The sequence below is a fragment of the Pseudomonas sp. ACN5 genome (assembly GCF_002303975.1).
In the GTDB taxonomy this organism is placed as follows: Bacteria; Pseudomonadota; Gammaproteobacteria; order Pseudomonadales; family Pseudomonadaceae; genus Aquipseudomonas; species Aquipseudomonas laurylsulfatiphila.
In genome coordinates this window covers 201,159-223,213 of the sequence record NZ_MRCP01000013.1, presented here as the reverse complement: position 1 = coordinate 223,213, position 22,055 = coordinate 201,159, and the positions used below count along the sequence as shown (strand labels likewise).

At 56.8% G+C, this 22,055-nt stretch carries 22 protein-coding genes; 10 read left to right on the top strand and 12 right to left on the bottom strand.

Going from position 1 to position 22,055, the window contains the following annotated elements:
* The 3 genes from BSF40_RS23340 to BSF40_RS23330 form a co-directional block, all read left to right on the top strand.
* The coding region (locus BSF40_RS23340; RefSeq protein WP_095966955.1) for a hypothetical protein at positions 1–936 on the top strand (936 nt) is incomplete at its 5' end.
* A gap of 16 nt (positions 937–952) precedes the next feature.
* Complete coding sequence (locus tag BSF40_RS23335) at positions 953–1,912, top strand: alpha/beta fold hydrolase (RefSeq protein WP_095966949.1); 960 nt, start codon at positions 953–955, stop codon at positions 1,910–1,912.
* A gap of 23 nt (positions 1,913–1,935) precedes the next feature.
* Complete coding sequence (locus BSF40_RS23330; RefSeq protein WP_095966948.1) at positions 1,936–3,363, top strand: GGDEF domain-containing protein; 1,428 nt, start codon at positions 1,936–1,938, stop codon at positions 3,361–3,363.
* A 47-nt stretch (positions 3,364–3,410) separates the two neighbouring features.
* Here BSF40_RS23330 and BSF40_RS23325 read toward each other — a convergent pair whose 3' ends face one another.
* A complete protein-coding gene (locus BSF40_RS23325) occupies positions 3,411–4,361 on the bottom strand; it encodes a DMT family transporter (protein WP_095966947.1) in 951 nt (316 codons plus the stop codon).
* A gap of 90 nt (positions 4,362–4,451) precedes the next feature.
* Between BSF40_RS23325 and BSF40_RS23320 the strand changes: the two genes are divergently transcribed.
* Positions 4,452–5,387, top strand: a complete 936-nt coding sequence (locus BSF40_RS23320) for a LysR substrate-binding domain-containing protein (protein ID WP_095966946.1) — start codon at positions 4,452–4,454, stop codon at positions 5,385–5,387.
* Between the two features lie 54 nt (positions 5,388–5,441).
* Here BSF40_RS23320 and BSF40_RS23315 read toward each other — a convergent pair whose 3' ends face one another.
* Complete coding sequence (locus BSF40_RS23315; RefSeq protein ID WP_095966945.1) at positions 5,442–6,416, bottom strand: TerC family protein; 975 nt, start codon at positions 6,414–6,416, stop codon at positions 5,442–5,444.
* A complete protein-coding gene (locus BSF40_RS32760; protein WP_172435740.1) occupies positions 6,417–6,575 on the bottom strand; it encodes a hypothetical protein in 159 nt (52 codons plus the stop codon).
* A gap of 323 nt (positions 6,576–6,898) precedes the next feature.
* Between BSF40_RS32760 and BSF40_RS23310 the strand changes: the two genes are divergently transcribed.
* Entirely contained in the window at positions 6,899–7,234 is a 336-nt protein-coding gene (locus BSF40_RS23310) for a hypothetical protein (RefSeq protein WP_256589579.1), read from the top strand.
* Positions 7,235–7,801: 567 nt separating this feature from the next.
* Here BSF40_RS23310 and BSF40_RS23305 read toward each other — a convergent pair.
* From BSF40_RS23305 to BSF40_RS23290, 4 genes are all read right to left on the bottom strand, one after another.
* Positions 7,802–8,605 carry a 2OG-Fe(II) oxygenase gene (locus BSF40_RS23305; RefSeq protein WP_095966943.1) on the bottom strand — a complete coding sequence of 268 codons (804 nt, stop codon included), beginning with the start codon at positions 8,603–8,605 and terminating at the stop codon, positions 7,802–7,804.
* Between the two features lie 62 nt (positions 8,606–8,667).
* Complete coding sequence (locus tag BSF40_RS23300) at positions 8,668–9,477, bottom strand: glycosyltransferase family 2 protein (protein ID WP_095966942.1); 810 nt, start codon at positions 9,475–9,477, stop codon at positions 8,668–8,670.
* 337 nt (positions 9,478–9,814) lie between these two features.
* Positions 9,815–10,393 carry an S-(hydroxymethyl)glutathione synthase gene (gene gfa / locus BSF40_RS23295; RefSeq protein ID WP_095966941.1) on the bottom strand — a complete coding sequence of 193 codons (579 nt, stop codon included), beginning with the start codon at positions 10,391–10,393 and terminating at the stop codon, positions 9,815–9,817.
* A 179-nt stretch (positions 10,394–10,572) separates the two neighbouring features.
* Positions 10,573–11,523 carry a LysR substrate-binding domain-containing protein gene (locus tag BSF40_RS23290; RefSeq protein WP_095966940.1) on the bottom strand — a complete coding sequence of 317 codons (951 nt, stop codon included), beginning with the start codon at positions 11,521–11,523 and terminating at the stop codon, positions 10,573–10,575.
* A 129-nt stretch (positions 11,524–11,652) separates the two neighbouring features.
* Between BSF40_RS23290 and BSF40_RS23285 the strand changes: the two genes are divergently transcribed.
* From BSF40_RS23285 to BSF40_RS23265, 5 genes are all read left to right on the top strand, one after another.
* Entirely contained in the window at positions 11,653–12,822 is a 1,170-nt protein-coding gene (locus tag BSF40_RS23285; RefSeq protein WP_095966939.1) for a M20 aminoacylase family protein, read from the top strand.
* 58 nt (positions 12,823–12,880) lie between these two features.
* The gene (locus tag BSF40_RS23280) at positions 12,881–13,669 is read left to right on the top strand and encodes an ABC transporter substrate-binding protein (RefSeq protein WP_095966938.1); all 789 of its coding nucleotides are present in this window, start codon (positions 12,881–12,883) and stop codon (positions 13,667–13,669) included.
* Positions 13,670–13,768: 99 nt separating this feature from the next.
* Positions 13,769–14,458 (top strand): ABC transporter permease, encoded by a 690-nt coding sequence (locus BSF40_RS23275; protein WP_095966937.1) that lies wholly within the window; start codon positions 13,769–13,771, stop codon positions 14,456–14,458.
* The gene (locus tag BSF40_RS23270; protein WP_095966936.1) at positions 14,455–15,168 is read left to right on the top strand and encodes an ABC transporter permease; all 714 of its coding nucleotides are present in this window, start codon (positions 14,455–14,457) and stop codon (positions 15,166–15,168) included. The genes BSF40_RS23275 and BSF40_RS23270 overlap by 4 nt, the downstream gene beginning before the upstream one ends.
* Positions 15,169–15,188: 20 nt before the next feature.
* Positions 15,189–15,956: an ABC transporter ATP-binding protein gene (locus BSF40_RS23265; RefSeq protein WP_095966935.1), complete on the top strand. Its 768-nt coding sequence runs from the start codon at positions 15,189–15,191 to the stop codon at positions 15,954–15,956.
* A 465-nt stretch (positions 15,957–16,421) separates the two neighbouring features.
* Here BSF40_RS23265 and BSF40_RS32200 read toward each other — a convergent pair whose 3' ends face one another.
* The 5 genes from BSF40_RS32200 to BSF40_RS23235 all read right to left on the bottom strand — a co-directional run bounded on the left by BSF40_RS32200 (position 16,422) and on the right by BSF40_RS23235 (position 21,994).
* Complete coding sequence (locus BSF40_RS32200) at positions 16,422–17,072, bottom strand: hypothetical protein (RefSeq protein ID WP_141249788.1); 651 nt, start codon at positions 17,070–17,072, stop codon at positions 16,422–16,424.
* Positions 17,073–17,587: 515 nt separating this feature from the next.
* Positions 17,588–19,018: an IS1182 family transposase gene (locus BSF40_RS23255; protein WP_095966933.1), complete on the bottom strand. Its 1,431-nt coding sequence runs from the start codon at positions 19,016–19,018 to the stop codon at positions 17,588–17,590.
* A gap of 430 nt (positions 19,019–19,448) precedes the next feature.
* Positions 19,449–20,033, bottom strand: coding sequence for an isochorismatase family protein (locus tag BSF40_RS23245; RefSeq protein ID WP_095966932.1), 585 nt, complete (start codon positions 20,031–20,033; stop codon positions 19,449–19,451).
* A 48-nt stretch (positions 20,034–20,081) separates the two neighbouring features.
* Positions 20,082–20,918, bottom strand: coding sequence for a pirin family protein (locus BSF40_RS23240; protein ID WP_095966931.1), 837 nt, complete (start codon positions 20,916–20,918; stop codon positions 20,082–20,084).
* Positions 20,919–20,929: 11 nt separating this feature from the next.
* On the bottom strand, positions 20,930–21,994 hold the full coding sequence (locus tag BSF40_RS23235; RefSeq protein WP_095966930.1) for an alkene reductase: 1,065 nt from the start codon (positions 21,992–21,994) through the stop codon (positions 20,930–20,932).
* Positions 21,995–22,055 lie beyond the last annotated feature (61 nt).

Sequence of the window (22,055 nt, the reverse complement as noted above, 5' to 3'; positions counted from 1 at the left end):
CACCCGCCCAGGTACAGGGTGGAACCCGGCGTGCAATGCGTGCCACTGAACGACTTGCCGAAAATCCGCCACCCATACTCCAGCTACGTCGTGGTGGGGGCAGGCAAGACCGGGATCGACGCTTGCCTGTGGTTGCTGCAAAACGCTGTTGCGCCCGAAAAAATCTGCTGGATCATGCCGAACGATCCGTGGTTGATCGACCGGGCCAACTTGCAACCCGGCCTCGACGGCTTCGAACGAACAATCGGCGGTCTCACGGCACAGTTCGAGGCTATCGCAGCCGCGGGCTCGATCCCGGACCTGTTCTTAAGGCTTGAGGCGACAGGTCAGCTCCTGCGCCTGGACAAGTCCGTCGAACCCACTGCTTACCGCTGCGCCACCGTCACACAGGCGGAACTGCGTGAGCTTCGACGCATCGACAACGTCGTGCGCCAGGGGAGGGTGCGCGTTATCGAGCCAACGCGCATCGTGCTCGAGCAGGACAGCATCGCCACAAGCCCACATGCCCTGCACATTGATTGCAGCGCCAGTGCCATCCCGAGACTGCCTGAAATGAAGGTATTCGACGGCGGCAAGATCAACCTGTTGATGGTCAGCAGCTGCCAACCCGTGTTCAGCGCGGCCTTGATCGCCTATGTGGAAAGCCACCTGGTCGATCAAGCGCAAATGAACGCGCTGTGCAGGATGGTCCCGCCGCCTCACGTCCCCACGGACTGGATCAGAATCTGGGCGGTCTACCTGGGTAACCAGCTACGCTGGGGAGAGCATGAAGGTTTGGCCCGCTGGATCAAGCAGTCGCGGTTGTTCTTCATGACAGCGGTGGTCAGGGGCCTTGAGGAAACCGACACCGAGAAACTCGCACAGCTGCATCGGCTCTCTGCCAGCCGACAGCAGGCTCTGGCGAGCTTGCCACGGTTGCTGGGGGACATCGCTTGAATCGCAGGAAGCGCACATGAACGAGCCACACCTGGAACTGCTCGACATCAATGGCATCCGCATGCAGATCGCCACGCAAGGTAGCGGCCCGCTGGTCTTGCTCTGCCATGGTTTTCCGGAGCTGTGGTACTCGTGGCGCAACCAGCTCGCTGCGCTGGCGGCCGCCGGCTACAGGGCGGTAGCACCTGACATGCGCGGCTATGGCGGCACAGATGCGCCGGCTGAGCCCGACGCCTACACCACGCTCCACCTGGTAGGCGACATGGTCGAGTTGGTCAACGCACTCGGCGAACAGCAAGCCGTGATCGTCGGCCATGACTGGGGCGCGCAGGTGGCCTGGAGCGCAGCAATGATGCGACCCGATCTGTTCCGCGCCGTGGTCGGCATGAGCGTTCCGTTCTCGCCACCGGCGCGCGTGGAGCTCCTCAGCGCGCTGGTCTCGCGGGGTATCAGCGACTTCTACATCCAGTATTTCCAGACGCCGGGTGTGGCCGAAGCCGAGCTGGAAAGGGACGTCGAGTCGTCGATCCGGCGCATCTACTTCAGTGGCTCGGGTGACGGGCCCGAGGGGCCGGTGTTCGGCCGGCTGCAGCCGGGCCAGGGCTTCCTGGGCGCGATGATCGAGCCCGAAACCCTGCCAGGCTGGCTAAGCCTGGAGGATATTGCCTACTACAGCCGTGAATTCACCCGCAGCGGATTTCACGGCGGCTTGAACTGGTACCGCAACATGACGCGCTCATGGGCACTGCTGGCACCCTGGCGCGGTTGCAAAATCCAGCAGCCGTCGATGTTCATAGCCGGCAGCCGCGACGCCGTGCTGAAGTTTCCGAGCTCCCCGCGGCAGATCGAAGCCTTCGCGCAGACACTGCCGCAACTGCGCGGGTGTCATATCCTCGAAGGTGCCGGCCACTGGATACAGCAAGAGCGCGCGACAGAGGTCAATGAGCTGCTACTGGGCTTCCTGAAAAAACTATGAATGGATCAAGACCGGAGGGACCCATGATCAATTTCATCGCCACCGACGAGCCACCTGAAGCCGTTCGCTTCATGGTCAGGGTTTACGCCTGCTTTCTGCTCGCAGGGTTTGCGCTTGTTCCGGCCTATCTGATTGGCTACCTGTACTTTTTTCAGGACCCCACGCTTTTATTCGAGAATCACCTGTTCCATATCATTGCGATCACGGCAGCCACCTTGGCAGGCCTGTTTGTTACTTACGTCACGTGGCGCTGTTATCAGTCATCCGGAGAGCCGCTGCTACGATGGATGACGCTTGGATTTCTCGGCTTTGTAGTGATCTACGCGTTGCATGGTGCGTTCACCGGGCTTGCGCACCACAATATCTGGCTCTTCCTGCTTTATGGACCGGTCTCTCGACTGGTCATGTCGGTTCTGCTGTTAGTCGCAATGCTCTCGTACCAGCGCCCACCAGATGCCGCGGACCAACGAATGACGGCCCGCCCTTGGTTGGCCTGGATAGGACTGTTCCTGCTGGTTGACGTGGCAGTGGCGTACGTCGCGAATTCGCCGATCGCCGGCAATCTCGCGGTGCGCCTCTCGATGGAGGGGGGCGCCCTCGTTCTTTCCACATTGACCGTGACAATTCTCCTGCTGCGCCGTATCCGTTCGCCGCTGATGACCATTTTCATCATCTCGGTCACCGCATTCGCGCTGTCCTCCCTTGCCTTCATCCTTGCACGTCCGTGGAACCACATGTGGTGGCTCGCTCACGCGATCTTCGCCGGTGGATTCTTCATGTTGAGCTATGGGGTCGTGCAAGCGTTCCTCACCACGCGGTCGTTTTCCAGGATCTACAGCCAGGAGGAGTTGATGGTGCGTCTCGCCGAAGCGATGGCGTATGCCGAGAACGCCCTGCAGGAACTCCAGCGCACCAATCAGGAACTCGGGCACCTTGCGGCGACCGATCCACTGACAGGCGCTGATAACCGGCGTCGGTTCATGGAGCGGGTCGAGGGCGAAATCGGCCGGACCAAACGCGGTGATGCGCCGTTCTCCGTGTTGGCACTGGATCTGGATAATTTCAAGTCCATCAACGATCGCTTCGGGCATCAGGTTGGCGATGACATCCTGAAGAGTTTCGTGGAGAAATGCCTTGATTCGATCCGGCCGTATGACGGCGTAGCCCGAGTGGGCGGAGAGGAATTCATGATACTGCTACCTCAGACTTCACTTGAAGGCGCGCACGAAATCGCCGAGCGTCTGCGAAGCACCGTGGCCAATAGTTCTTTTCATGGCCTGCAGCGGTCAACCGTGGTCACGGTGAGCATCGGCGTATCGCAATCCGGTCGCGATGGCGACACCATCGAGGCCATTCTGCGTACAGCCGATCAACGCCTGTATCACGCTAAACACCAAGGCCGTAACCGTGTGGTCACTGCCTTCAAGACCAGCCTCCAACCTCTGCCCTGACCGTCGTCTTGAAGTCGCCGAAAGCGTTTGTGCCACAGTATTGACTGTCATTCGCAGGGTTCAGCCTGTTTCACCGGCATTATCCGATGACGTTTCGCCGCCCATACGACCCCGCCCACCAGCAACAGGATCGAGACCACTTCCATCAAGCCAGGCATTCGCTGGCTGAACAGAAAACCGTACACGCAGGCAAACAGCGTTTCGAACACGATCATCTGGCCGCTCAACGACGCGGGCATTCGACGCGAGCAAGCATTCCAGAGCCCATTGGCCAGCCATGAACCACAGAGCGCCAGGAACAGGCAAACCCACAGGAAAGTCGTCCAGCGGCTGCTTTCAACCTCGGAGGGCACCAGGTTCGGGAACAGCATCAAGGCCGCGATGCCGAACACGATCGCCACGATGCCCGTCACGATGCCTGTCAGCGTCGACCATTCGCTGCTGTTGAAATGGCTTTGCTTGAGATACCGGGCGTTGTGGGTGGCGTACCACGACCAGCAGGCCACGGCACTGAACCCGCAGGCCAGGCCCAGCAACCGGGAAGGCAGCGAGGTGCTCTGCGCCGGCGCGCCCGTATGTTCCAGACTGACCGATACGATGCCCAGGAATACCAGCAGCAAGGGGAGCTTGAGCCTGGTCAGGGGCAGGGACCCTGCATCGCTACGCCCCAGAAAGGTGATGGCGAGCGGCATCATGCCGTTGATAAGGGCCGCCGCGGTCACCCCGCTCAGCTGTACGGAAGCACCCAGGAGCGCGTAGTTCAGGATATTGCCGGTCAGTGACAGGCGCAGCAGCATCCAGGCATCGCTGCGCGTCAAACGTGACAGCAGGCGAGACGCGATGGGCAAGGCCACGAGGAGCGAGATCATCCCGTACAGGGCAAACCGTACGCTGCTGATCAGCACGGCATTGAATTCCGGCAGCAACGAAGGGCCGATAATCACGCCACCCCAGATGGCACCCGCCAATATCGCAAATACAACTCCACTGTTCATCATTTTGGCTCTGGCAGGCTGTTTAGCCGCATTCTAGCCATGGCAGATAAGCGCCACCTGCGATATAAAGTTGGTCACCCATTCCGCAGGGGAATGTCTCGTAGCAATCGCCAGTCCCGGAGAACCGTCATTAACCGTTATCTGCGTACCTTGCCCCCATTGGAGACCCTGATCACGTTCGAGGCCGTGGGACGACACGCCAGCTTCACGGGCGCCGCCGGCGAACTGTTTCTGACCCAGAGCGCCGTGAGCAAACAGATGCGCCAGCTTGAGGACTGCATGGGCGTCCCGCTCTTCGAGCGCAAACCACGAGGGGTCAAGTTGACCAGCGCAGGGGATGAACTGCTGATGACGGTCAACGTGCTCCTGACCACGATGTACCAAAGCGTCACGCGCATTCGCAACGTTCATCAGTCCAACGCCGTCTCGGTGCTGGCGACCCATGCCCTGGCCCAGTTCTGGCTGTTCCCGAAGCTGATCGAATTCAACAAGGCGTACCCCGACATCGCCGTGCACGTTCACGCGATGAATGAATTCGACGAGGCCAGCCTCAATGATTTCGACGTGGGCGTACTCTATGGTTGCGGCCAATGGCCCTCGCTGGACAGCGATTTCCTGCTGCCGGAAATCGTCTATGCCGTGGCTCATCCTTCACTGGATGTTTCGGGGGTTGAGACACTGGAGCAATTGGCGCAAGCCAACCTGGTGCAAATCGACACCTGCGCCTGGCAGTGTCTGGACTGGCATCAATGGTTCGGCCACTTTGGTATCGACTTCGTCGCGCGGGAGAAGGCCCCGGTCTTCAACCAGCTGACGTTGGCGTATCGGGCCGTTCAACAAGGCATGGGCATCGGCCTGGCCTGGTCGTTCATGGCGGATGAGGCGCTGGCCAAGGGAGAGTTGCAGCGGGTGACGCCTTTTGAATGCGTGACGGGCAATGGCGAGTTCCTGGTATCGCTCAAGCATCGCAAGCGTTCTGCCTCTGCCGAGATATTTCGCCAGTGGCTCCTGGGGTCGATGGGCGACTGATGAGCAAGGCGACTAGCGTCGGTGCCGTCATTTCCCGTTCTTGTCTCAAATTCATCATTGTTCTTTCGTAACCCGTGCTTTGCTCTTCGTCAAAGTCAGGCTCAACAGTACCGTGATCAAGATGATGCCGCCGACTGTGCTCAGCGACCATTGGATCGGCATGTGCCACCACGGCGTGACCAGCATCTTGCCGCCGATGAACACCAGTACGATGGCCAGACCATATTTGAGCAAGTGAAAGCGGTCAGCCATGTCGGCCAGTAGAAAATACAGTGCGCGCATGCCCATGATGGCGAAAATGTTGGAAGTGAACACGATGAAGGGGTCGGTGGTGACGGCGAAGATAGCCGGGATGCTGTCGACTGCGAATACCAGGTCGCTGGCCTCGATCAGTACCAGCACCAGGAACATCGGCGTCGCCCAGCGCAGGCCTTCCTGGCGCACGAAGAAGTGCTCGCCGTGAAAACCGTCGGTGATGCGAAGATGACTACGCAGCCAGCACAGCAAAGGGTTTTTTTCGAGGTCTGGCTGCTGGTTGGCGAAGATCAGCATCTTGATGCCGGTGATGACGAGGAAAGCGCCAAAGACATAGAGCAGCCAGGCAAACTCCTGCACCAGCCAGACACCGGCGAAAATCATAACGGCACGCATGAAGATGGCGCCGAGCACACCATAGAGCAGGACGCGGCGCTGCAACTCTGGCGGCACGGCGAAATAGCCGAAGATCATCACGAAAACGAACATGTTGTCGATCGACAGCGACTGCTCGATCAGGTAACCCGTCAGGAATTCGAGCGTTGTACGCTGGGCCACTTCGGCGCCGAACATGCTGCGCAGATACCACCAGAGCAGGACGGAGAAGACCAACGCCAAACTGGTCCAGGCGATGACCCAGGCCAGCGCCTCGCGTACCGAAACACGATGCGCCTTGCGACCGCCGAAGACGAAAAGATCCAGCGCCAGCATGGCGAGGACGAACCCGATGAAGGCGGCCCACATCCAGGATTGGCCGACGCTAATGGCGGTCATTTAAGTATCCAGGGTTGGTCGATACCCATGTGGCGCCGCACGGTCACCCGCCCCAGTGCGGGCGGCGCCGTGACTTGAGTTGTAGGCCAGGCGCTTGCTGAGGTAACCGTAAAAAGCCTCGGTTAGCTCGAAACCGCGGCGTTGAATGGCCATCTGCATGACTGTCTCCGCATGGCGCAGCAATGGGCTGCAAGAGGTCATGCTAACGGGCATGTTGCATCAATAAAAATCGTTTATTCGTTTTGAAATGTTCGTTTTTTACGAAGCATTTGATTCAGATGCTCAACTACCGGCCATTGCATTAGTGCTGCTCCGTGGCCAACGGGTGCTATTGCGGTTTTGATCCAAACTGCTGACTTTAGCTGCCTTGGGGCAGAAGAGGCTGAGCATCCCCGAACCCAATGATAGAATCTCGTTTTGAAAAAGGAGTTTCATCTGTGGAGGCTGGAAAAAAGAGCTGTCCCTATTGCGCGGAAGTCATCATGGCTGAAGCCATTTTATGTAAACACTGCCAATCTGACCTCAGGCAAAAAATACGAATCTCGCCCGGGTGGCCAATACCGTCAGAAAAGAAAATTGGCCGGGTCGGCAAGATCGTCGTCGGCATCACTATCGCAATCACCTTGTACCTGGCCGTCGGCTTTTATGTCAGCAACACATCGCAAGACAAGGACAGCATGCAGGCCCGTGATGCCGCCGAACGATGCCGCGAGGAAGTAGACAGCTACTCCGGCCCGGCAGTCGGAAAAAGCATAATCGCAGAGGTTTGTCGAAAGCTGGAGGACGACTTCCGCAAGAGTTTGAGCCACACGCCATAAAAAAGCCGATTACGAAGCCCGCTATTGAGCGTAATGCTGTTCACTTACGGCCGACACTGAACCCGTGGCGAGGGAGCTTGCTCCCGCTTGAGTGCGTAGCACTCACAAAAAATGGCATTGTTGTCACATTTTTGGGGCCGCTACGCAGCCCAGCGGGAGCAAGCTCCCTCGCCACAAAAGTAGGTGTGCCTGAAGTACCGCGCTTAAGTGAACAGCGTTACGCTTTTGAGCGGGCTTTTTTACCTTTGGCATCTGGCCGTCTGATTCAGACCAAGCCGACAAACGACAGGATAAACAGGATGATCACGACGGCGCCAACGAGGTAGACGATATTGTTCATGACTTCACCGCTTCATTTGGGTTGAGGGAAGAAACAGGGGGTGTCTAAACAGCTGACACCCCCGTTTGCGTTTCCGTTCCGTTACCCTTGCAGCAGGAGCGATCCAGAGGTTATCGGCTTGCCGGCGCGCGACCGTGCAAAAGGTGCTGATGCTCGACGGATCTGGTCGCGACCGGGCGCCGAGCTAAAGCCTGAAAAGCACGAGCTCAATCGTCTGGCGGTATGGCTTAGTTTTTCTTCTTGAGTAATTTGTTCATGTAGTACTTGAGACTGAAACGATCTTTGGGTCTTGGCTTGTAGTGAGTTTTATTTCTTTGCGCGGGATCGATCGCCAAGGTGCCTGCGGTGTAGTAATAAAGCGCTATAGACCGGCGAGTGATGTGCTCTGGGGTCGTCAAAGGCTCCGGGTGCCCATGATTGCTGTCTTTGTCTGTATTGAAAATGACGCAGCGATTGTAAATGGGCAAGACCTTTTTAAGACAGGTTTTCATCTTGACATCCCAAAGCTCCAGGTTGCCTCCATACTCGTCTTTCCAGTCTTCGTTCAGATAAATAATGATATTCAGTCTGCGCTCGACGTTAAGCTTCTTGTTGAGCCTGAAGTCCGAGTGCACCCCCAGGAACCCCCCGCTTTTCGTTTCATGCAAGCCGCCACCGGTGAAGTAGGGGTCAGGTATCAAGCCTTCGATGCCTGTTAACTTTTCAAGAAACTGCAACATGGGTGCCGAGTTGAAAGCATTGAAAACGGTCTTTAAAAACGGAGAGCATTCGTTGGGACTGATTTGACGTTTTCGTTGCCCTTTATAGCCGCGCTCGTAGAGCATTTCGTTGTTGGTTGGCTCGACCGGGAAGTTCGAGCAAATACTTGCAATCAGGTCTTCGTCCAGGAAGTTGTCGATGACGATGTGCGGAAATGGCGTAGCCTGAACATATTGGCTGGTCAATGACTCACCAAAGGCGCTGGCGTCGTTCTGGTCGAAATCAAGCTCCGGTGAGAGGGTGATGGGTAGTGCCTGAGTGATGACTGCCATTATTGCTCCGATAACTTGATATAACGACCTGTGGGTGACGGGCTCATACGTGTCGGCGTAGCTTAAGCCTTGCCGTCACCCTTGTTCAGGCGCTTAAGTATATTATTGTACATTTTGGTTCGTCTATGAGTCTTTCCATAGCCGCCAGTCGCTGCAACAGTACCCGCCTGGATATGATCAAGATAGCTGAAGATTTTACGTGGCGATAAAGTCTCAACGACGTAACCAAGCTGGGTCATCTGGTCTTGAAGGGTATATCCAGGAACGCGATCATCCATCGAAAAGTGCATGCCGTGCTGTTTGACGAGCTTGCAGTTCCACAATGTAAAGAAGCTCTTCAAGTAAACTTCTTTGTAGGGTTTTGGTTCTCTTGAACGTAAGCCCATGGAGATTTTAAGGCGTCTGTAGTGGTGTTTGAATAGTCGTGAACTGTAGCGCCAAACCGTTCTCGCGGTGCCGCGATTTAATTGTTCTACACACCCGACGGCGACGACTTTTTTATTGTTGGCGCACTTGTTTAATATCATCGGGAAAACGTTTTTATCGAAAACAAAAGTATCGGTATGCATCAGAAGTAAATAATCGGTGTCGACTCGCTCCAAAACCATGTCGAGTGCCTTGCCGTGCGCGATATGGCCTGCTTCTGGTTCCGAAATAGATCGTTCGATTAAATTGATCCAGTCAAGTGTTCGCAAGTATTGAGTGCTTTCATCGGCCGAGTAATTGTCAACCACCCAGACCGGGACGTTCTTGTCACCCACGTGCTGGTGCAATAACTCTAAGCATATCTTGGTGATTTCCGGTGTTTTGTAATTCACGATGACGATGCTGAAGTTATTGGGGAAATCAGCCGGAGGGCTAGTACTGTTCATTGTTCGGGTGCTCAATGATATTGTATTTATAGGTGGGGGCGATTGAGTCCGTATCCGGTTTCGCGTATTTGCCCGCGCAATGTTTTTCGTCTGTAAAGCTCAATTTTCAAGTCGCTTTGTCATGCACTAAATTTAGATGGCTTACTCGCGCCTGATGGAGAGCAGTGGCTTTGGGCCTCATCGTATAAGGATCCACTCTATAGGTAAATATCCGCGAAATGGTTCGTTACATCGGGCGGCGGGTCAGATGAGCCCACCGGGGGTGGTGTGGGACTGGATTCAATCTCAAGGTGAATCGGCGCCGCGGTCCGGACAAGAAACCGCGGCGACCGATCAATCAGGCGGCGGGCAGCACGCCTCTCTGTTTGGCGACATGGGTCGCCAGTGCGTCCATCAAGTCCGGGGACAGGCAGTCGTAGGGTTCCAGGCCGATCGAGCGCAAGCGCTCGCGGATAGCCTTCATTTGCCCTGGCGGTGTGCCGGTTTCGATGATGGAGGATACGAACGCCGCGAATCCCGGCGCCGCCCATCCGCTCTGTGGCGAAAGCTCGGTGTGGACGAAGTCCAGGCCATAAAATGCATGGTCCTTGTTCTCGATGCGCCCGAAGAGATGGGCGTGACACTGCTTGCAGGCGTGGCGCTGGATGGTGGCGGCTTCGTCGACAATCGCCAGTTTTTCGCCGTGGGCAATGACGCTGACCTTATCTCGAGGCACCACGGCGATGACGGCGAATATCGCGTTTTGTGGTTTCCAGCATTTGCTGCAGCCGCATGCGTGGTTATGCAGGGTTTGTGCGTCGATCCTGACCTCGACCTTGTCGGTCGCACACAGGCATTGCAGGGTGCCGCCTGTGAAATTCGCGGCGGCGGGTTGGATGCCATTGTCCAGTGCAGGGTGAAGTTGCAAGGTGCTCATGCTGGCGTCTCCGTTTCAGGGGGCAGACAAAGGTGCCTGGGGCCGTGCCCCAGACCGTTGGATCAGCGGATTTTGAAAAGGACACAGTGCATCAACGAGAGACCTCCTTCGGTGCGACCGGTGGGTTACCCAGATCAAGAATAGTCTGCGATGACGCCTTGAGCGCGGCCCGGGTGACCTCACCGCAGCCGCAAGGTTTCAAACAGCGCGCGGTCTTCTTTTTTGGCCGAGCGCGCATGGCGCCGAATGACCTGCAACAGGCACTCGGTGAAGCAGACTGCCGGGTTGCTCAGTGCACCATTGCGGCGTGTCACGATGCTCAGCTGCCGGGGCTCGAACTGCTCGGCCAACCCCAGGGATACCAGACGCCCCAGAAATGGCGGGGCTGTGCTCACGATCGAAGGCCCCCAAGTGCACATGTCGGCCCGTTCGACCATCATCTGCAAAATGGCCAGTGAATGAGCGCGCACGATTCGATTTTCGTCAATCTGCGCGCCGTGTTTCCAGAACAGTTCCTGCATCAGCCCATCGTGCCCGTCGGGCGCGTAGTTCAGCGTCCAGTTTTCTTCCAGTAGCTCGTGGATCGATCGCGCATGCTGTCGGGCGTGACCCTCGCGGACCAGCACCGAGGTCTGGTAATCGAGCAAGGTTTCGCTGGCGAATTCCTGGGTCGATTGGGTGGGATGGAGTTGGCCAATCGCGAAGTCCATGCTGCCGTCGCGCAACAGCGGTTGGGCAACGGCCATCAGACTCTCGAACAGCTCCAGCCTGATTTGTGGCATACGCTCGCGAAAAACCGACACGACTTCGGGCAGGAAGGTCAGGGCGACCCATGGGGTGATCCCGACACAGAGCCGGCCCTGGGCCTTCCCGCGCATGTGATCAAGCTCGGTCTGTGCGTGCTCCAGTTGCTTGATCACCAGCCGGGCATGAGTCAGCAGCACTTTGCCGTATTCGGTGAAGTTCAGACCGCTGGAGGTTCGGGTAAACAGCGGTAGCTGCTGGCTGGTTTCCAGTTCGCGCAGCGCTTTGGTCACCGCAGCCTGGGAAATCTCCAGCGAACGAGCGGCCGCGCGGATGCTGCCGGTTTCAGCGCTGGCAATCAGCGCCTGTAATTGATGCAGTTTCATCTGCTCACCCTGGTGACAACTCATGGTTGTCATCATAACCAAACTGCGCCTCCCCAGCCCAGCGCCAGTTCCCTAAGATCGAGCCCAACAGCGCTTTCGCTGCCGCACAGCCCTCGAAGGAGAACACTCATGAATGCCGGTTTGGTTCTGCCTGGTATTGCCGCGATGCAAGATGAAATGATCGCGATACGTCACAGCATTCACGCGCACCCTGAGCTGGGTTTTGAAGAATTCGCCACCAGTGAGCGGGTTGCCGCGTGTCTGACTCAGTGGGGCTTTGAGGTCAGCACCGGGGTGGGCAAGACCGGGGTCGTTGCCACCCTGAAAAATGGCGAGGGTCGGTCCATTGGCTTGCGCGCCGACATGGATGCGTTGCCGATCCAGGAAACCTCCGGTTTGCCTTATGCCAGCCGGATAGACGGTGTCATGCATGCCTGCGGTCACGACGGACATACCGCCATCCTGCTGGCGGCGGGTCAGTATCTGGCCCGGACACGGACATTCAACGGCACCGTGCACCTGATTTTCCAACCGGCGGAAGAGGGGCTGGGTGGTGCCAGGAAAATGCTGGAGGACGGATTGCTCGAACGGTTTCCGTGTGATGCGATCTTCGCCATGCATAACGTGCCGGGTTACCCCGTCGGGCATTTGGGTTTTTACAGCGGACCGTTCATGGCGTCTGCCGACACGGTGAACATCAAGATCATCGGCAACGGCGGCCATGGCGCGGTGCCGCACAAAGCCGTCGACCCGGTGGTGGTCGGTGCCTCGATCGTGATGGCCCTGCAAAGCATCGTCTCGCGCAACGTCAACCCGCAGGAGATGGCGATTATCACCGTGGGCTCCCTGCAAGCCGGGAGCGCCTCGAATGTCATCCCGTCCAGCGCCGACTTGAGCCTGAGCGTACGCGCCCTGACCCCCGAAGTTCGGCGGTTGCTGGAGGTCAGGATCACCGAACTGGTCAAGGGCCAGGCCGAGAGTTTCGGCGCCCGGGTCCACATCGATTACCAGCACTGTCATCCGGTGTTGATCAACGATCCCGAACAGACGGCATTTGCCCATGAGGTCGCCCGCGAGTGGCTGGGAGATGAACACCTGATCGATGACTTGCGGCCATTCACGGCCAGCGAGGACTTTGCCTTTGTCCTGGAAAAGTGCCCCGGCAGCTATCTGGTGATCGGCAATGGCGAGGGCGAAGGCGGGTGCCTGCTGCACAACCCCGGCTATGACTTCAATGACGGCTGCCTGCCGGTAGGCGCGAGCTATTGGGTCAAGTTGGTCGAACGTTTTCTGAGTTGAGACGGCGCAGTTCCACCCGTTGTGCCGGTAAAAAATCTACGGTCTGAGAGGAATAAAAATGAACAAGATAATTGCAGCCGTTTCCCTGGTGTTCCTGACGGCCTCGAGCCTGGCGGGGGCGGCCGACTGGTCCGGCAAAGTGTTGAAGCTGGGGGTGGACCCGACGTATCCACCGCTGGAGTACAAGAACCAGGATGGCACGCTGACTGGCTTCGGGGTCGACATCGCCGAAGCGTTGTGCGCCGAACTGAAAGCCCGCTGCGTCTGGGTGGAAAGCAGTTGGGACGGGATGATCCCGGCACTGCTGGCGCGCAAGTTCGATGCGGTGGCGTCTTCGATGACCATCACCCCCAAACGCCTTGAGCAGATTGCGTTTACCGACAAGGTGTCCAATGCACCGGCACGCCTGGTGGCCAAGCGTGGATCGGGATTGCAGCCGACCCTCGAATCGCTCAAGGGCAAGCGCATTGGTGTGGAGCAGGGCTCGACCCAGGAGTCCTATGCCAAAGCGGTTTGGGGTTCCAAGGGCGTGGACATTCTTTCCTATCAGAATCAGGACCAGGTGTACGCCGACCTGGTCGTTGGGCGACTTGACGCCTCGTTGCAGGGTGCCATTCAAGCCAGTTACGGCTTCCTGAAAACAGCGGCGGGTCAGGACTATGAATTTGCCGGTGCCACCCTGGAGGACCCGGGCTTCTTCGGCGTCGGCGATGGCCTTGGTCTGCGCAAGGGCGATGTCGCGTTGCGCGAAGACTTGAATAAAGCCCTGGCAACCATTCTCGCCAACGGTACTTACGCGCGGATCAACGACAAGTACTTCGATTTCGACGTCTACGGCGCCCGGTAACGGCGCTAGGTAAACCGTCGTCGTGACCTTGAACAGGGCGCTCGTTCGAGCGCTCTATTGCCCCCTTCACCTCACCCTAACAAGAACAAGGAGAGTGAGATGCTTCTGGAAGGTTTTGGCCCGCAGATCCTGCTGGGCACCCTGGCTACCGTCAAACTGGCGCTTTGTTCATTGCTGATCGCCGTCCTGGCCGGGCTGATCGGCGCCAGTTCCAAGTTGTCGTCCAATCGATTGTTGCGCGCACTGGCCGCAGGGTATACGACGGTGATCCGCAGCATACCGGACCTGGTGATCATGTTGCTGCTGTTCTTCAGCCTGCAGATGTTGCTCAACCGGATAACCGACTGGCTGGGCATCACTCAGATAGACATCGACCCCTTTCTGGCCGGTGTCATGACGCTGGCGTTCATTTACGGGGCCTACTTTACCGAGACGTTTCGCGGCGCCTTCCAGGCCGTCCCAGCGGGGCAGATCGAAGCGGCGAGGGCTTACGGCATGACCCGTGGGCAAACCTTTCGCAAGGTCCTCTTTCCACAAATGCTGCGCCACGCCTTGCCGGGCATCGGCAACAACTGGCAGGTGCTGATCAAGTCGACGGCCCTGGTGTCGATCATCGGCCTGACCGATGTGGTCAAGGCCACGCAGGATGCGGGCAAGGGCTCGATGCAGTTCTTTTACTTCACCCTGGTCGGCGGCCTGATTTACCTCGCCATTACCACGGTCTCCAATGGCGTGTTGCTGTGGCTTGAGCGCCGCTACTCGGTCGGCGTCAGGAAGGCTGCGCTATGACCGCCATTCTCGAAAACTACTGGCAGGCTTACCTGTGGAGTGACGGGCCGCACTTTTCCGGGCTGGTGGTGACCTTGTGGCTGCTGATTCTGGCGGTGGTGATGGGCTTTTTGCTGGCGGTGCCGTTGTCGATGGCCCGCGTCAGCCGCAACCCGCTGCTGCGCCTGCCGGTCTGGTGTTACACCTACGTGTTTCGTGGCACCCCGTTGTACATCCAGCTGTTGTTCTTCTACACCGGGGTGTACAGCTTGCATGTGGTGCGGTCCCAGGACTTTCTCAACGCGTTTTTCCGTGACGGCTTCAACTGCACGGTGCTGGCGTTCGGGCTCAATACCTGTGCCTACATGACCGAGATTTTTGCCGGCGCCATCAGGGCGACCGCCCACGGTGAAGTCGAGGCCGCCAGTGCCTACGGAATGAGCCGGTTCACGCTTTATCGGCGGATCATCCTGCCGTCGGCGTTGCGCCGCGCGCTGCCGTTTTTCAGCAATGAAGTGATCCTGATGCTGCATTCCACTTCCGTGGCCTTTACCGCCACCGTGCCCGATTTGCTGAAGATCGCCCGGGATGTCAACTCGGCGACCTATGCATCCTTCACGGCCTTTGGCATTGCCGGGGTGTTGTACGCCGCCTGTGCTTTTTTCCTGATCTGGCTGTTTCGACGCGGCGAACTGCATTGGCTGGCCTACCTCAAACCGCGCACGCACTGACCCCTATCGGACTTGCTCGAATGTATAAATTGATCGTTGAAGATATCCATAAAAACTATGGCAACCATGAAGTGTTGAAAGGGGTTTCGCTCAAGGCCAGGGCGGGTGATGTGATCAGCATCATCGGCTCCTCCGGGTCCGGGAAAAGTACCTTCCTGCGTTGTATCAACTATCTTGAACAACCGTCGGCCGGGCGCATTGTCGTCAACGACGAAGAGTTGCTCACCCGCAGAAACCCGAGGGGTGAGCTGTGTGTGGTTGACCCCGGGCAGCTGCGGAGCCTGCGCAGCCGGTTGTCGATGGTGTTCCAGCACTTCAATTTGTGGAGCCACATGACCGTGCTGGAAAACATCATCGAGTGCCCGATGAGCGTGCTCGGTATCAGCCGGGCGCAGGCACTGGAGCGGGCGCGTCATTACCTTGCCAAGGTCGGGCTGCCACAAAAAGTCGAGGCCCAGTACCCGGTGCATTTGTCCGGCGGCCAGCAACAACGGGTGGCCATTGCACGTGCACTGGCCATGGAACCCGAGGTGATGCTGTTCGACGAACCGACCTCGGCCCTAGACCCTGAACTGGTGGGTGAGGTGCTCAAGGTCATGCAGCAACTGGCCGAAGAGGGCAGGACGATGGTGGTCGTCACTCACGAAATGGCGTTTGCCAGACAAGTGTCGAACCACGTCATGTTTCTGCATCAGGGGCGGGTGGAGGAGTCGGGAGCGCCAGGCACGCTGCTGGAACAGCCGCAAAGCGAGCGGTTGCAGCAGTTCCTGGCCGGGAGTCTCAAGTAGCTGCCCGTTAATCTGCGAAAGAAAGGCACCGGCGTTCAATGGCGGGTGCCCAGGGGAGACAGACTTCACAAGGGGGATTTCTGACAGCAGTGCCGAGAGAGTATTTCGACTTTCCAGGCGTGAAGGATAATTTCGAGTACTAACGTCAGCACAGCGACCGACTGGCTGCTTCTGGCCGATTCTGTTGAAAGAGTCGGCCATGGTTTGCGCATCAGAAAAGTACGCGCTTGAGATTGAAATCTTTACGTTGAGCAGAGGATTCCGGGCTCGGATTTCGCGTAGCCTCGCGCAAAAAAGGCGTTTTCAGCAGTCAGTATGTGGGCAGTCTGTAAGGACCGACTTTTTCAACACAATCGGCCGATTGATGCTTGTCACGAAGGGTTGCAACCGACGTGAAGCGGCATCTGACGTCAGACCTAAACTCTCCAGAAGCGGTCATCGAGTGTCTACGAATTCAGGGGCGATTCATTTCTCGCCAGCGAGCAAATCAAAATCACCACCACATTCAGTCTCGGCTTTTATGAGAAGGGCGTTGTAATTTTGAAGCCCAGTTCCAGCTAGATACTTGGTGGCTCCATTGCATTCAAACATGATTTTTGGCGCGGAAAGCCGAGAGTATTCAGCTTTGAAAGACACCTCTCGGGAAAGCCTGTCTACCTCAGCTAGTTGTTCCTTCAGAAGTGCAACCTTTTCTTCGTGCTCCGCTGCTTTCATTTTTTGATAATCAGCACTTTCACGTTCGGTGGGGATGACGCCAATGAAAATAAGAAGCGTCGCAAACGAGACGAGTCGCAACCCGTTCGCATAGGTGGCAACCCGATCATCTCGGGCTACGAATCTCCTCCGGAAGCTATGGCTAAGAAGACTCGCCAGCATCAGAATGCCTAGGACGGTGGAAGCACCCCAAGGTTTTTCGTAATGAATGGCCGAGAAGGTGAAGGCGAGAATGCATATCGAAGCAAGGAGAAAGCAAAGTCGGGTAAGCAACTTGCTGTGCTCACCGACCTTACGTATGACAAAGCTCTGTAAGTCCAGTAACCACGGCAGATGTTTTCGATTGAACTCTTGTCGCCGGTCGAAGCTGGTCAGCATGCTTTGCGCTAATTTAGTGAACATGGGCAGCCCTTGTTATTGAGCGGAATTGGCTATCTAAGCAGCGTATAGCTAAATGCTCGTGGGAAGTACTAGGTTTTGGAGAGGTATAAGAGCAATTGCCAGAAAATGAGGAGCACAACGCAGTGATGGGAAGGGAAAATCTTGGTGGGGACAATTCGACTCTCCTTTTTTCGAGGCTTTCTGGCTTCACAACAATCACGGCGGCCCTAATAGTCGCAGAGCGCCATCACTCCAACCAGTCTTGACAAAGAGCTTTTCGCACAAGCTATGCGGCGCATCCTTGCATCAGAGTGGGTCCACTGGATAGCAGGCTGAATCGGCCCTGATATCCTAGACGCAATGACGACTGCTTTTGGCCCAGAGTGTGTAAAAACGCTTTGACCTCATCGTTTTGGATCATCGACCTTCGTTGGCTGAGCGATCGCACGGTCAATGCTGCGGGTCGCATCGGTCGCGACCTGGAACACGTCAACGCTGTTTTTACAGCCTCTGGGATGGGCCAAAATCAGCCTTTTTCAGGCCGTCAGCGCTTTTATCAAACCGTTGGCACCGATGATTTTCATAACCCGTTCCAAGTTGTAGGCGAGCACATTCAAGCTCATCTCCGCGCTCACCCCAGCTAGCTTTCGCGTCAGGAAGTGCGTTGCACCCATCCATTGTTTGAGCGTCCCGAAGGGATGCTCAACCGTCCGTTTTCGGACTCGCATCATCTCTGGTGCTTTGCTCAGCCGAAGCTGCATTTCCTCCAATACGGCTTCATGCTCCCAGCGTCGAACTCGTCGCTCCGTGCTTGGTGTGCACTGTGCTTTTAACGCGCAGCCCTGGCATTTCGAACTCCAGTAGCGATGCAACTTCAGGCCTTTTTCAACGTTGGAATAGCGCCAGATCAGCGCCTCTCCAGCCGGGCAAATGTATTGGTTTTTTGCCGCGTCATAGATGAACGCACCGTTATTGAAACGCCCGTCAGCCTTGGCTCCAGAGGTCATCGGCTTGGGCACGTAGGCGGTGATGCCAGCATCGTGACAAGCCAGGATTTGTTCGCTTTTGAAGTAACCTCGGTCAGCCACTACCGACAACGTTTCTGACGCTATGGCCTCGCGGGCCTGCTTGGCCATTGCGCTGAGTTGATCGCGGTCGGAACCGACGTTGGAAACCTCATGTGCAACGATCAAATGGTGCTGCGTATCGACCGCTGTCTGCACGTTGTAGCCGACGATTCCCGTGCCGCGCGTCATCATGGAGCGGGCGTCTGGATCGGTCAGTGAGACCTGTTTATCCGGCGATTCATTGAGCTGGATTTCGATCGCCTGAAGCTCCTTCATTTGAGTTTTGAGCTTGGCGATTTTCTCTTCCAGCCGCATGGCACTGGGCTCTGAAGCTGTGGGTTCTTGCCGATCGGCAGCATCGAGTGCCGTCAGGTAACGGTTGATACTCGATTCGATTTCTTCCATTCGCCGCTTCAGTTTGGCGCTGGTGAAATTGCGGTCGCGATTGTTGACTGCCTTGAACTTACTGCCGTCGATGGCGACCAGATTTTCTCCGAATAGTCCCAGCTGCTGACACAGCACGACGAACTGGCGACAGACGCCCCGGATGGCCTTGCTGTTGTCTTTTCGGAAGTTAGCTATGGTCTTGAAGTCGGGCATCAACCGCCCGGTCAGCCACATCAACTCGACGTTGCGTTGGACTTCTCGTTCCAGGCGTCGACTCGACTGGATGCGGTTGAGATAGCCGTAAATGTAGATCTTCAGCAGGATCGCTGGGTGGTAAGCAGGCCGGCCTGTGTCGGCTGGGATAGCACCGTCAAAACCCAAGGAGACCAGGTCGAGTTCATCGACAAAGACGTCGACTACGCGCACCGGGTTGGTATCGCTGACGTAGTCGTCGAGGCTCTCGGGAAGTAAGGTGCCTTGGACTCGATGTTCACCTTGGATAAAGCGCTTCATGGGCGATCCCTGCGATGAAATCCTCAGAAATCATAGCAAGGGTTCGCGAAGGCGTTTTTACACACTCTGGGCTAGAAGCGGCCGTTCTTCACTCGCCGCTTTCGCCCCAAACTGACATCAGCGGCCAGTTCCGTCTAAGCTTTTCTTGATCGCTTGCGAGAGCGAGCTTGCCGCTCCTCGTGCTTACGAAACTGGTGTGATGCTTCGAATCACTCGGCAATGGATAGCGTTCGGATTAATTGATAACGCCACGGCTTTAATTGCCTTTTGAAGGTGTTCAGTTTCAGGATCGTGCGTGAAACCCTATGTGAATGAGCGCCATGATTGACCTTCCTTTTGGTGGCTTCTTCTGATGACACCGGCCATGCAAATGCGTGCATTTAAAATGCATGGGCCGGTGCCTGTTGAGAAGTTACAGGCAGTAGACTTTTTATTCGCCGAAGGCCTCCATGAGTACTTGAACCAACTTGCCTCCTTCTGGTGTGGCCCAACTGCCTGCCAGTTCGGCGATCAGTTGGTTGGTGGTGGTCAGCGTCACACCGGCTTTGTCCATTCGGCGTAAGGCGATGTCATCCGCCATGGCTGTCGGTGATGCGCCGCCATCAGCAACGACCTGCACTTCGAAGCCTTCACGCACCAGCGAGAGTGCTGGATAAACGGTGCACACATCGTTGGTTACGCCAGCAATGATCAGTTTCTTGCGACCGGTTGCCTTCACGGCTGCTGCGAAGTTCTCATCGTCCATTGCGTTGACGATGCCCATGCGTTTGATACGACCAGCAAATTCGGTTGGAAGAATCTGTTCCAGTTCGCTCAGCAGCGGGCCTTGGGCATATTCTTCCATACTGGACGTCAGTACTACGGGAAGCTTGAGGATGCGAGCGGCTTTGGCCAGCATCAGGGCATTACGCTTCAATTCTTCAAAAGGCATGGATTTAGCCCAGCCCATGGTCCCGACCTGATGGTCGATCAGCAGCAAGGCGGCATTATCAGCATTGAAGTTTTCGAATGACATGGGGATTCTCCTGGCGACTGCGATGGGGGCTTTCCCCCTGTTTCTGGATTAAAGAGTTGGCAGTGTTCCGAACTCACCGCGCCGGTAGCCATCGACTGCTGCAGCCAGCGCGTCCATTGAAGCGAGGGCAATTGGCCCTTGCCAAAACACGGGTTGATTCAACGGAGTGCCGGAAAACAAGACTGCCTTGGCATTTCCGTTCTTTGCTTGCAGGGTGACAACCCGATTCGCGCGCTGAGGAAGATTGACCGGCGCCCTGGGATCATTCAGGTCGAAAGGCTGACCATCCACATACACCTCACCGTCGATTGGCATCACGAACGCCACGTGTCCTACTGGAACCGGGATCTTCACTTCGCTTGAGGCTTCAAGAGTGATGTCCAGAAGCCTTACGTCCGTAGGCAGTAGTAGCGGAGAAGCCAGCCCTTCGAAGTTGCCCAATGGGACTCTGATTTTAGCTCCAGCCCGATAAATCGTAGGGACGTCCTGAGCTTCCACACTGAAGACAAAGGGTGCATCTGTCTGTTTGTCCTGTGGCAGGTTGATGAAGATTTGCAACATGTGAACGGTCTTGCCCGGCTGGGCTGGGACCTCTTCATGAACAATGCCTTCACCCGCCGCCGTCCAGTGCAAACCACCCGGTTGGATCAGGTTGCGGTTGCCTAGCGAGTCCCGGTTATCGATGCCTGTTTCCGAATCCAGAAACAGGTAGGAGACCGCAGAAAAGCCCGCATGCGGATGCGCTGGAAAGGTTGGTCCGCTAATCCATGCATGGTCTACGCCCAAGAACGGATCGATAGGTTTCGCGTACTGATCACCCCGCAGGGTGAACGCCCGGAACTGGCTGCCGTGGGTCATGCGCTGTAAACGTGCGATGGGTAGCATGGTTGCGGTCCTCACGCCTCTTGAGACAGGGTTGGATAATCGATGTAGCCTTCTGCGCCTGGGGCGTAAAAAGTGTCCTTGTCTGGCGTATTTAATTCAGCGCCTACCCGGAACCGTTCAGGCAGATCGGGGTTGGCCAGGAAGGTGCTGCCGAATACCGCGGCGTCTGCTTTACCCTCATAGATCAGCGACTCGGCGCTTTCTTTGGTCTGGCCGCTGCCGATCAGATAGCTGCCGTCGAACAGCGGGCGCAGCGCCTCGTGGTAGTCGAACTTGGCCCCGAACAGCGCTACATGCAGATAAGCAAGCTTCAGGTCACGAAGTTGGTTGACCAGATAGGTGTAGGTTTCCTGCGGATTGGCATCGACAATGTCGTTGAAGTTCATCTCTGGAGAAATCTTGATGCCGACACGGTCGCTGCCCACTTCACTCACCATGGCGGTGAGCACTTCCAGTACGAAGCGAATGCGGTTTTCAACCGAACCCCCGTACTGGTCGTCGCGTTGGTTGCTGCCGGTGGAGAGAAACTGCTCAGGCAGGTAACCCGAGGCTGCGTGCAATTCAACGCCGTCGAAACCCGCTTCAATCGCCCGGCGTGCTGACTGGCGGTAGCCTTCAACAACCTCGGCAATTTCAGCGATGGTCAGGGCGTGGGGTATTACAAAATCCTGCAATCCTGTAGCGGTGTAGGTCTGACCAGCCGCTTTGATCGCCGAGGGCGCCTGAGGTCGTGCGCCCTCAGGCAGCAACGATGGATGAGACACACGTCCGCAATGCATCAGTTGCATGAAGATGCGACCACCGCGAGCGTGAACAGCGTCGGTGACTTTTTTCCACGCCGCGACCTGCTGGGTGGTTTCGATACCTGGTGTGCGGACATAGCCTTTGCCTAGCGCAACCGGGAATACGCCTTCGCTGATGATCAACCCCGCAGAGGCGCGTTGTGCGTAGTAGCTTGCAACCAGTTCGCTGGGCACACCCGCATCATCTGAGCGCGAGCGGGTCATTGGTGCCATGACCATACGGTTGGACAGTGTGTAGCGGCCTACCTGGACTTCGGAAAAAAGAGATTTCATTTTGGTGCCCCTTTGAGTGATGGGCTTATGATTGATCAATCCTTATTCGGGATAAATGCCG

Bases quoted from the DNA above. Each gene is read 5' to 3' on its own strand.
- BSF40_RS23285 (WP_095966939.1), top strand. From the start codon at position 11,653: ATGAATGCCGGTTTGGTTCTGCCTGGTATTGCCGCGATGCAAGATGAA.
- BSF40_RS23255 (WP_095966933.1), bottom strand. From the start codon at position 19,018: ATGAAGCGCTTTATCCAAGGTGAACATCGAGTCCAAGGCACCTTACTT.
- BSF40_RS23275 (WP_095966937.1), top strand. From the start codon at position 13,769: ATGCTTCTGGAAGGTTTTGGCCCGCAGATCCTGCTGGGCACCCTGGCT.
- BSF40_RS23310 (WP_256589579.1), top strand. From the start codon at position 6,899: ATGGCTGAAGCCATTTTATGTAAACACTGCCAATCTGACCTCAGGCAA.
- BSF40_RS23280 (WP_095966938.1), top strand. From the start codon at position 12,881: ATGAACAAGATAATTGCAGCCGTTTCCCTGGTGTTCCTGACGGCCTCG.
- BSF40_RS23265 (WP_095966935.1), top strand. From the start codon at position 15,189: ATGTATAAATTGATCGTTGAAGATATCCATAAAAACTATGGCAACCAT.
- BSF40_RS32760 (WP_172435740.1), bottom strand. From the start codon at position 6,575: ATGCAGATGGCCATTCAACGCCGCGGTTTCGAGCTAACCGAGGCTTTT.
- BSF40_RS23235 (WP_095966930.1), bottom strand. From the start codon at position 21,994: ATGAAATCTCTTTTTTCCGAAGTCCAGGTAGGCCGCTACACACTGTCC.
- BSF40_RS23300 (WP_095966942.1), bottom strand. From the start codon at position 9,477: ATGAACAGTACTAGCCCTCCGGCTGATTTCCCCAATAACTTCAGCATC.
- BSF40_RS23240 (WP_095966931.1), bottom strand. From the start codon at position 20,918: ATGCTACCCATCGCACGTTTACAGCGCATGACCCACGGCAGCCAGTTC.
- BSF40_RS23320 (WP_095966946.1), top strand. From the start codon at position 4,452: ATGTCTCGTAGCAATCGCCAGTCCCGGAGAACCGTCATTAACCGTTAT.
- BSF40_RS32200 (WP_141249788.1), bottom strand. From the start codon at position 17,072: ATGTTCACTAAATTAGCGCAAAGCATGCTGACCAGCTTCGACCGGCGA.
- BSF40_RS23335 (WP_095966949.1), top strand. From the start codon at position 953: ATGAACGAGCCACACCTGGAACTGCTCGACATCAATGGCATCCGCATG.
- BSF40_RS23245 (WP_095966932.1), bottom strand. From the start codon at position 20,033: ATGTCATTCGAAAACTTCAATGCTGATAATGCCGCCTTGCTGCTGATC.
- BSF40_RS23290 (WP_095966940.1), bottom strand. From the start codon at position 11,523: ATGAAACTGCATCAATTACAGGCGCTGATTGCCAGCGCTGAAACCGGC.
- gfa (WP_095966941.1), bottom strand. From the start codon at position 10,393: ATGAGCACCTTGCAACTTCACCCTGCACTGGACAATGGCATCCAACCC.
- BSF40_RS23325 (WP_095966947.1), bottom strand. From the start codon at position 4,361: ATGATGAACAGTGGAGTTGTATTTGCGATATTGGCGGGTGCCATCTGG.
- BSF40_RS23330 (WP_095966948.1), top strand. From the start codon at position 1,936: ATGATCAATTTCATCGCCACCGACGAGCCACCTGAAGCCGTTCGCTTC.
- BSF40_RS23305 (WP_095966943.1), bottom strand. From the start codon at position 8,605: ATGGCAGTCATCACTCAGGCACTACCCATCACCCTCTCACCGGAGCTT.
- BSF40_RS23315 (WP_095966945.1), bottom strand. From the start codon at position 6,416: ATGACCGCCATTAGCGTCGGCCAATCCTGGATGTGGGCCGCCTTCATC.
- BSF40_RS23270 (WP_095966936.1), top strand. From the start codon at position 14,455: ATGACCGCCATTCTCGAAAACTACTGGCAGGCTTACCTGTGGAGTGAC.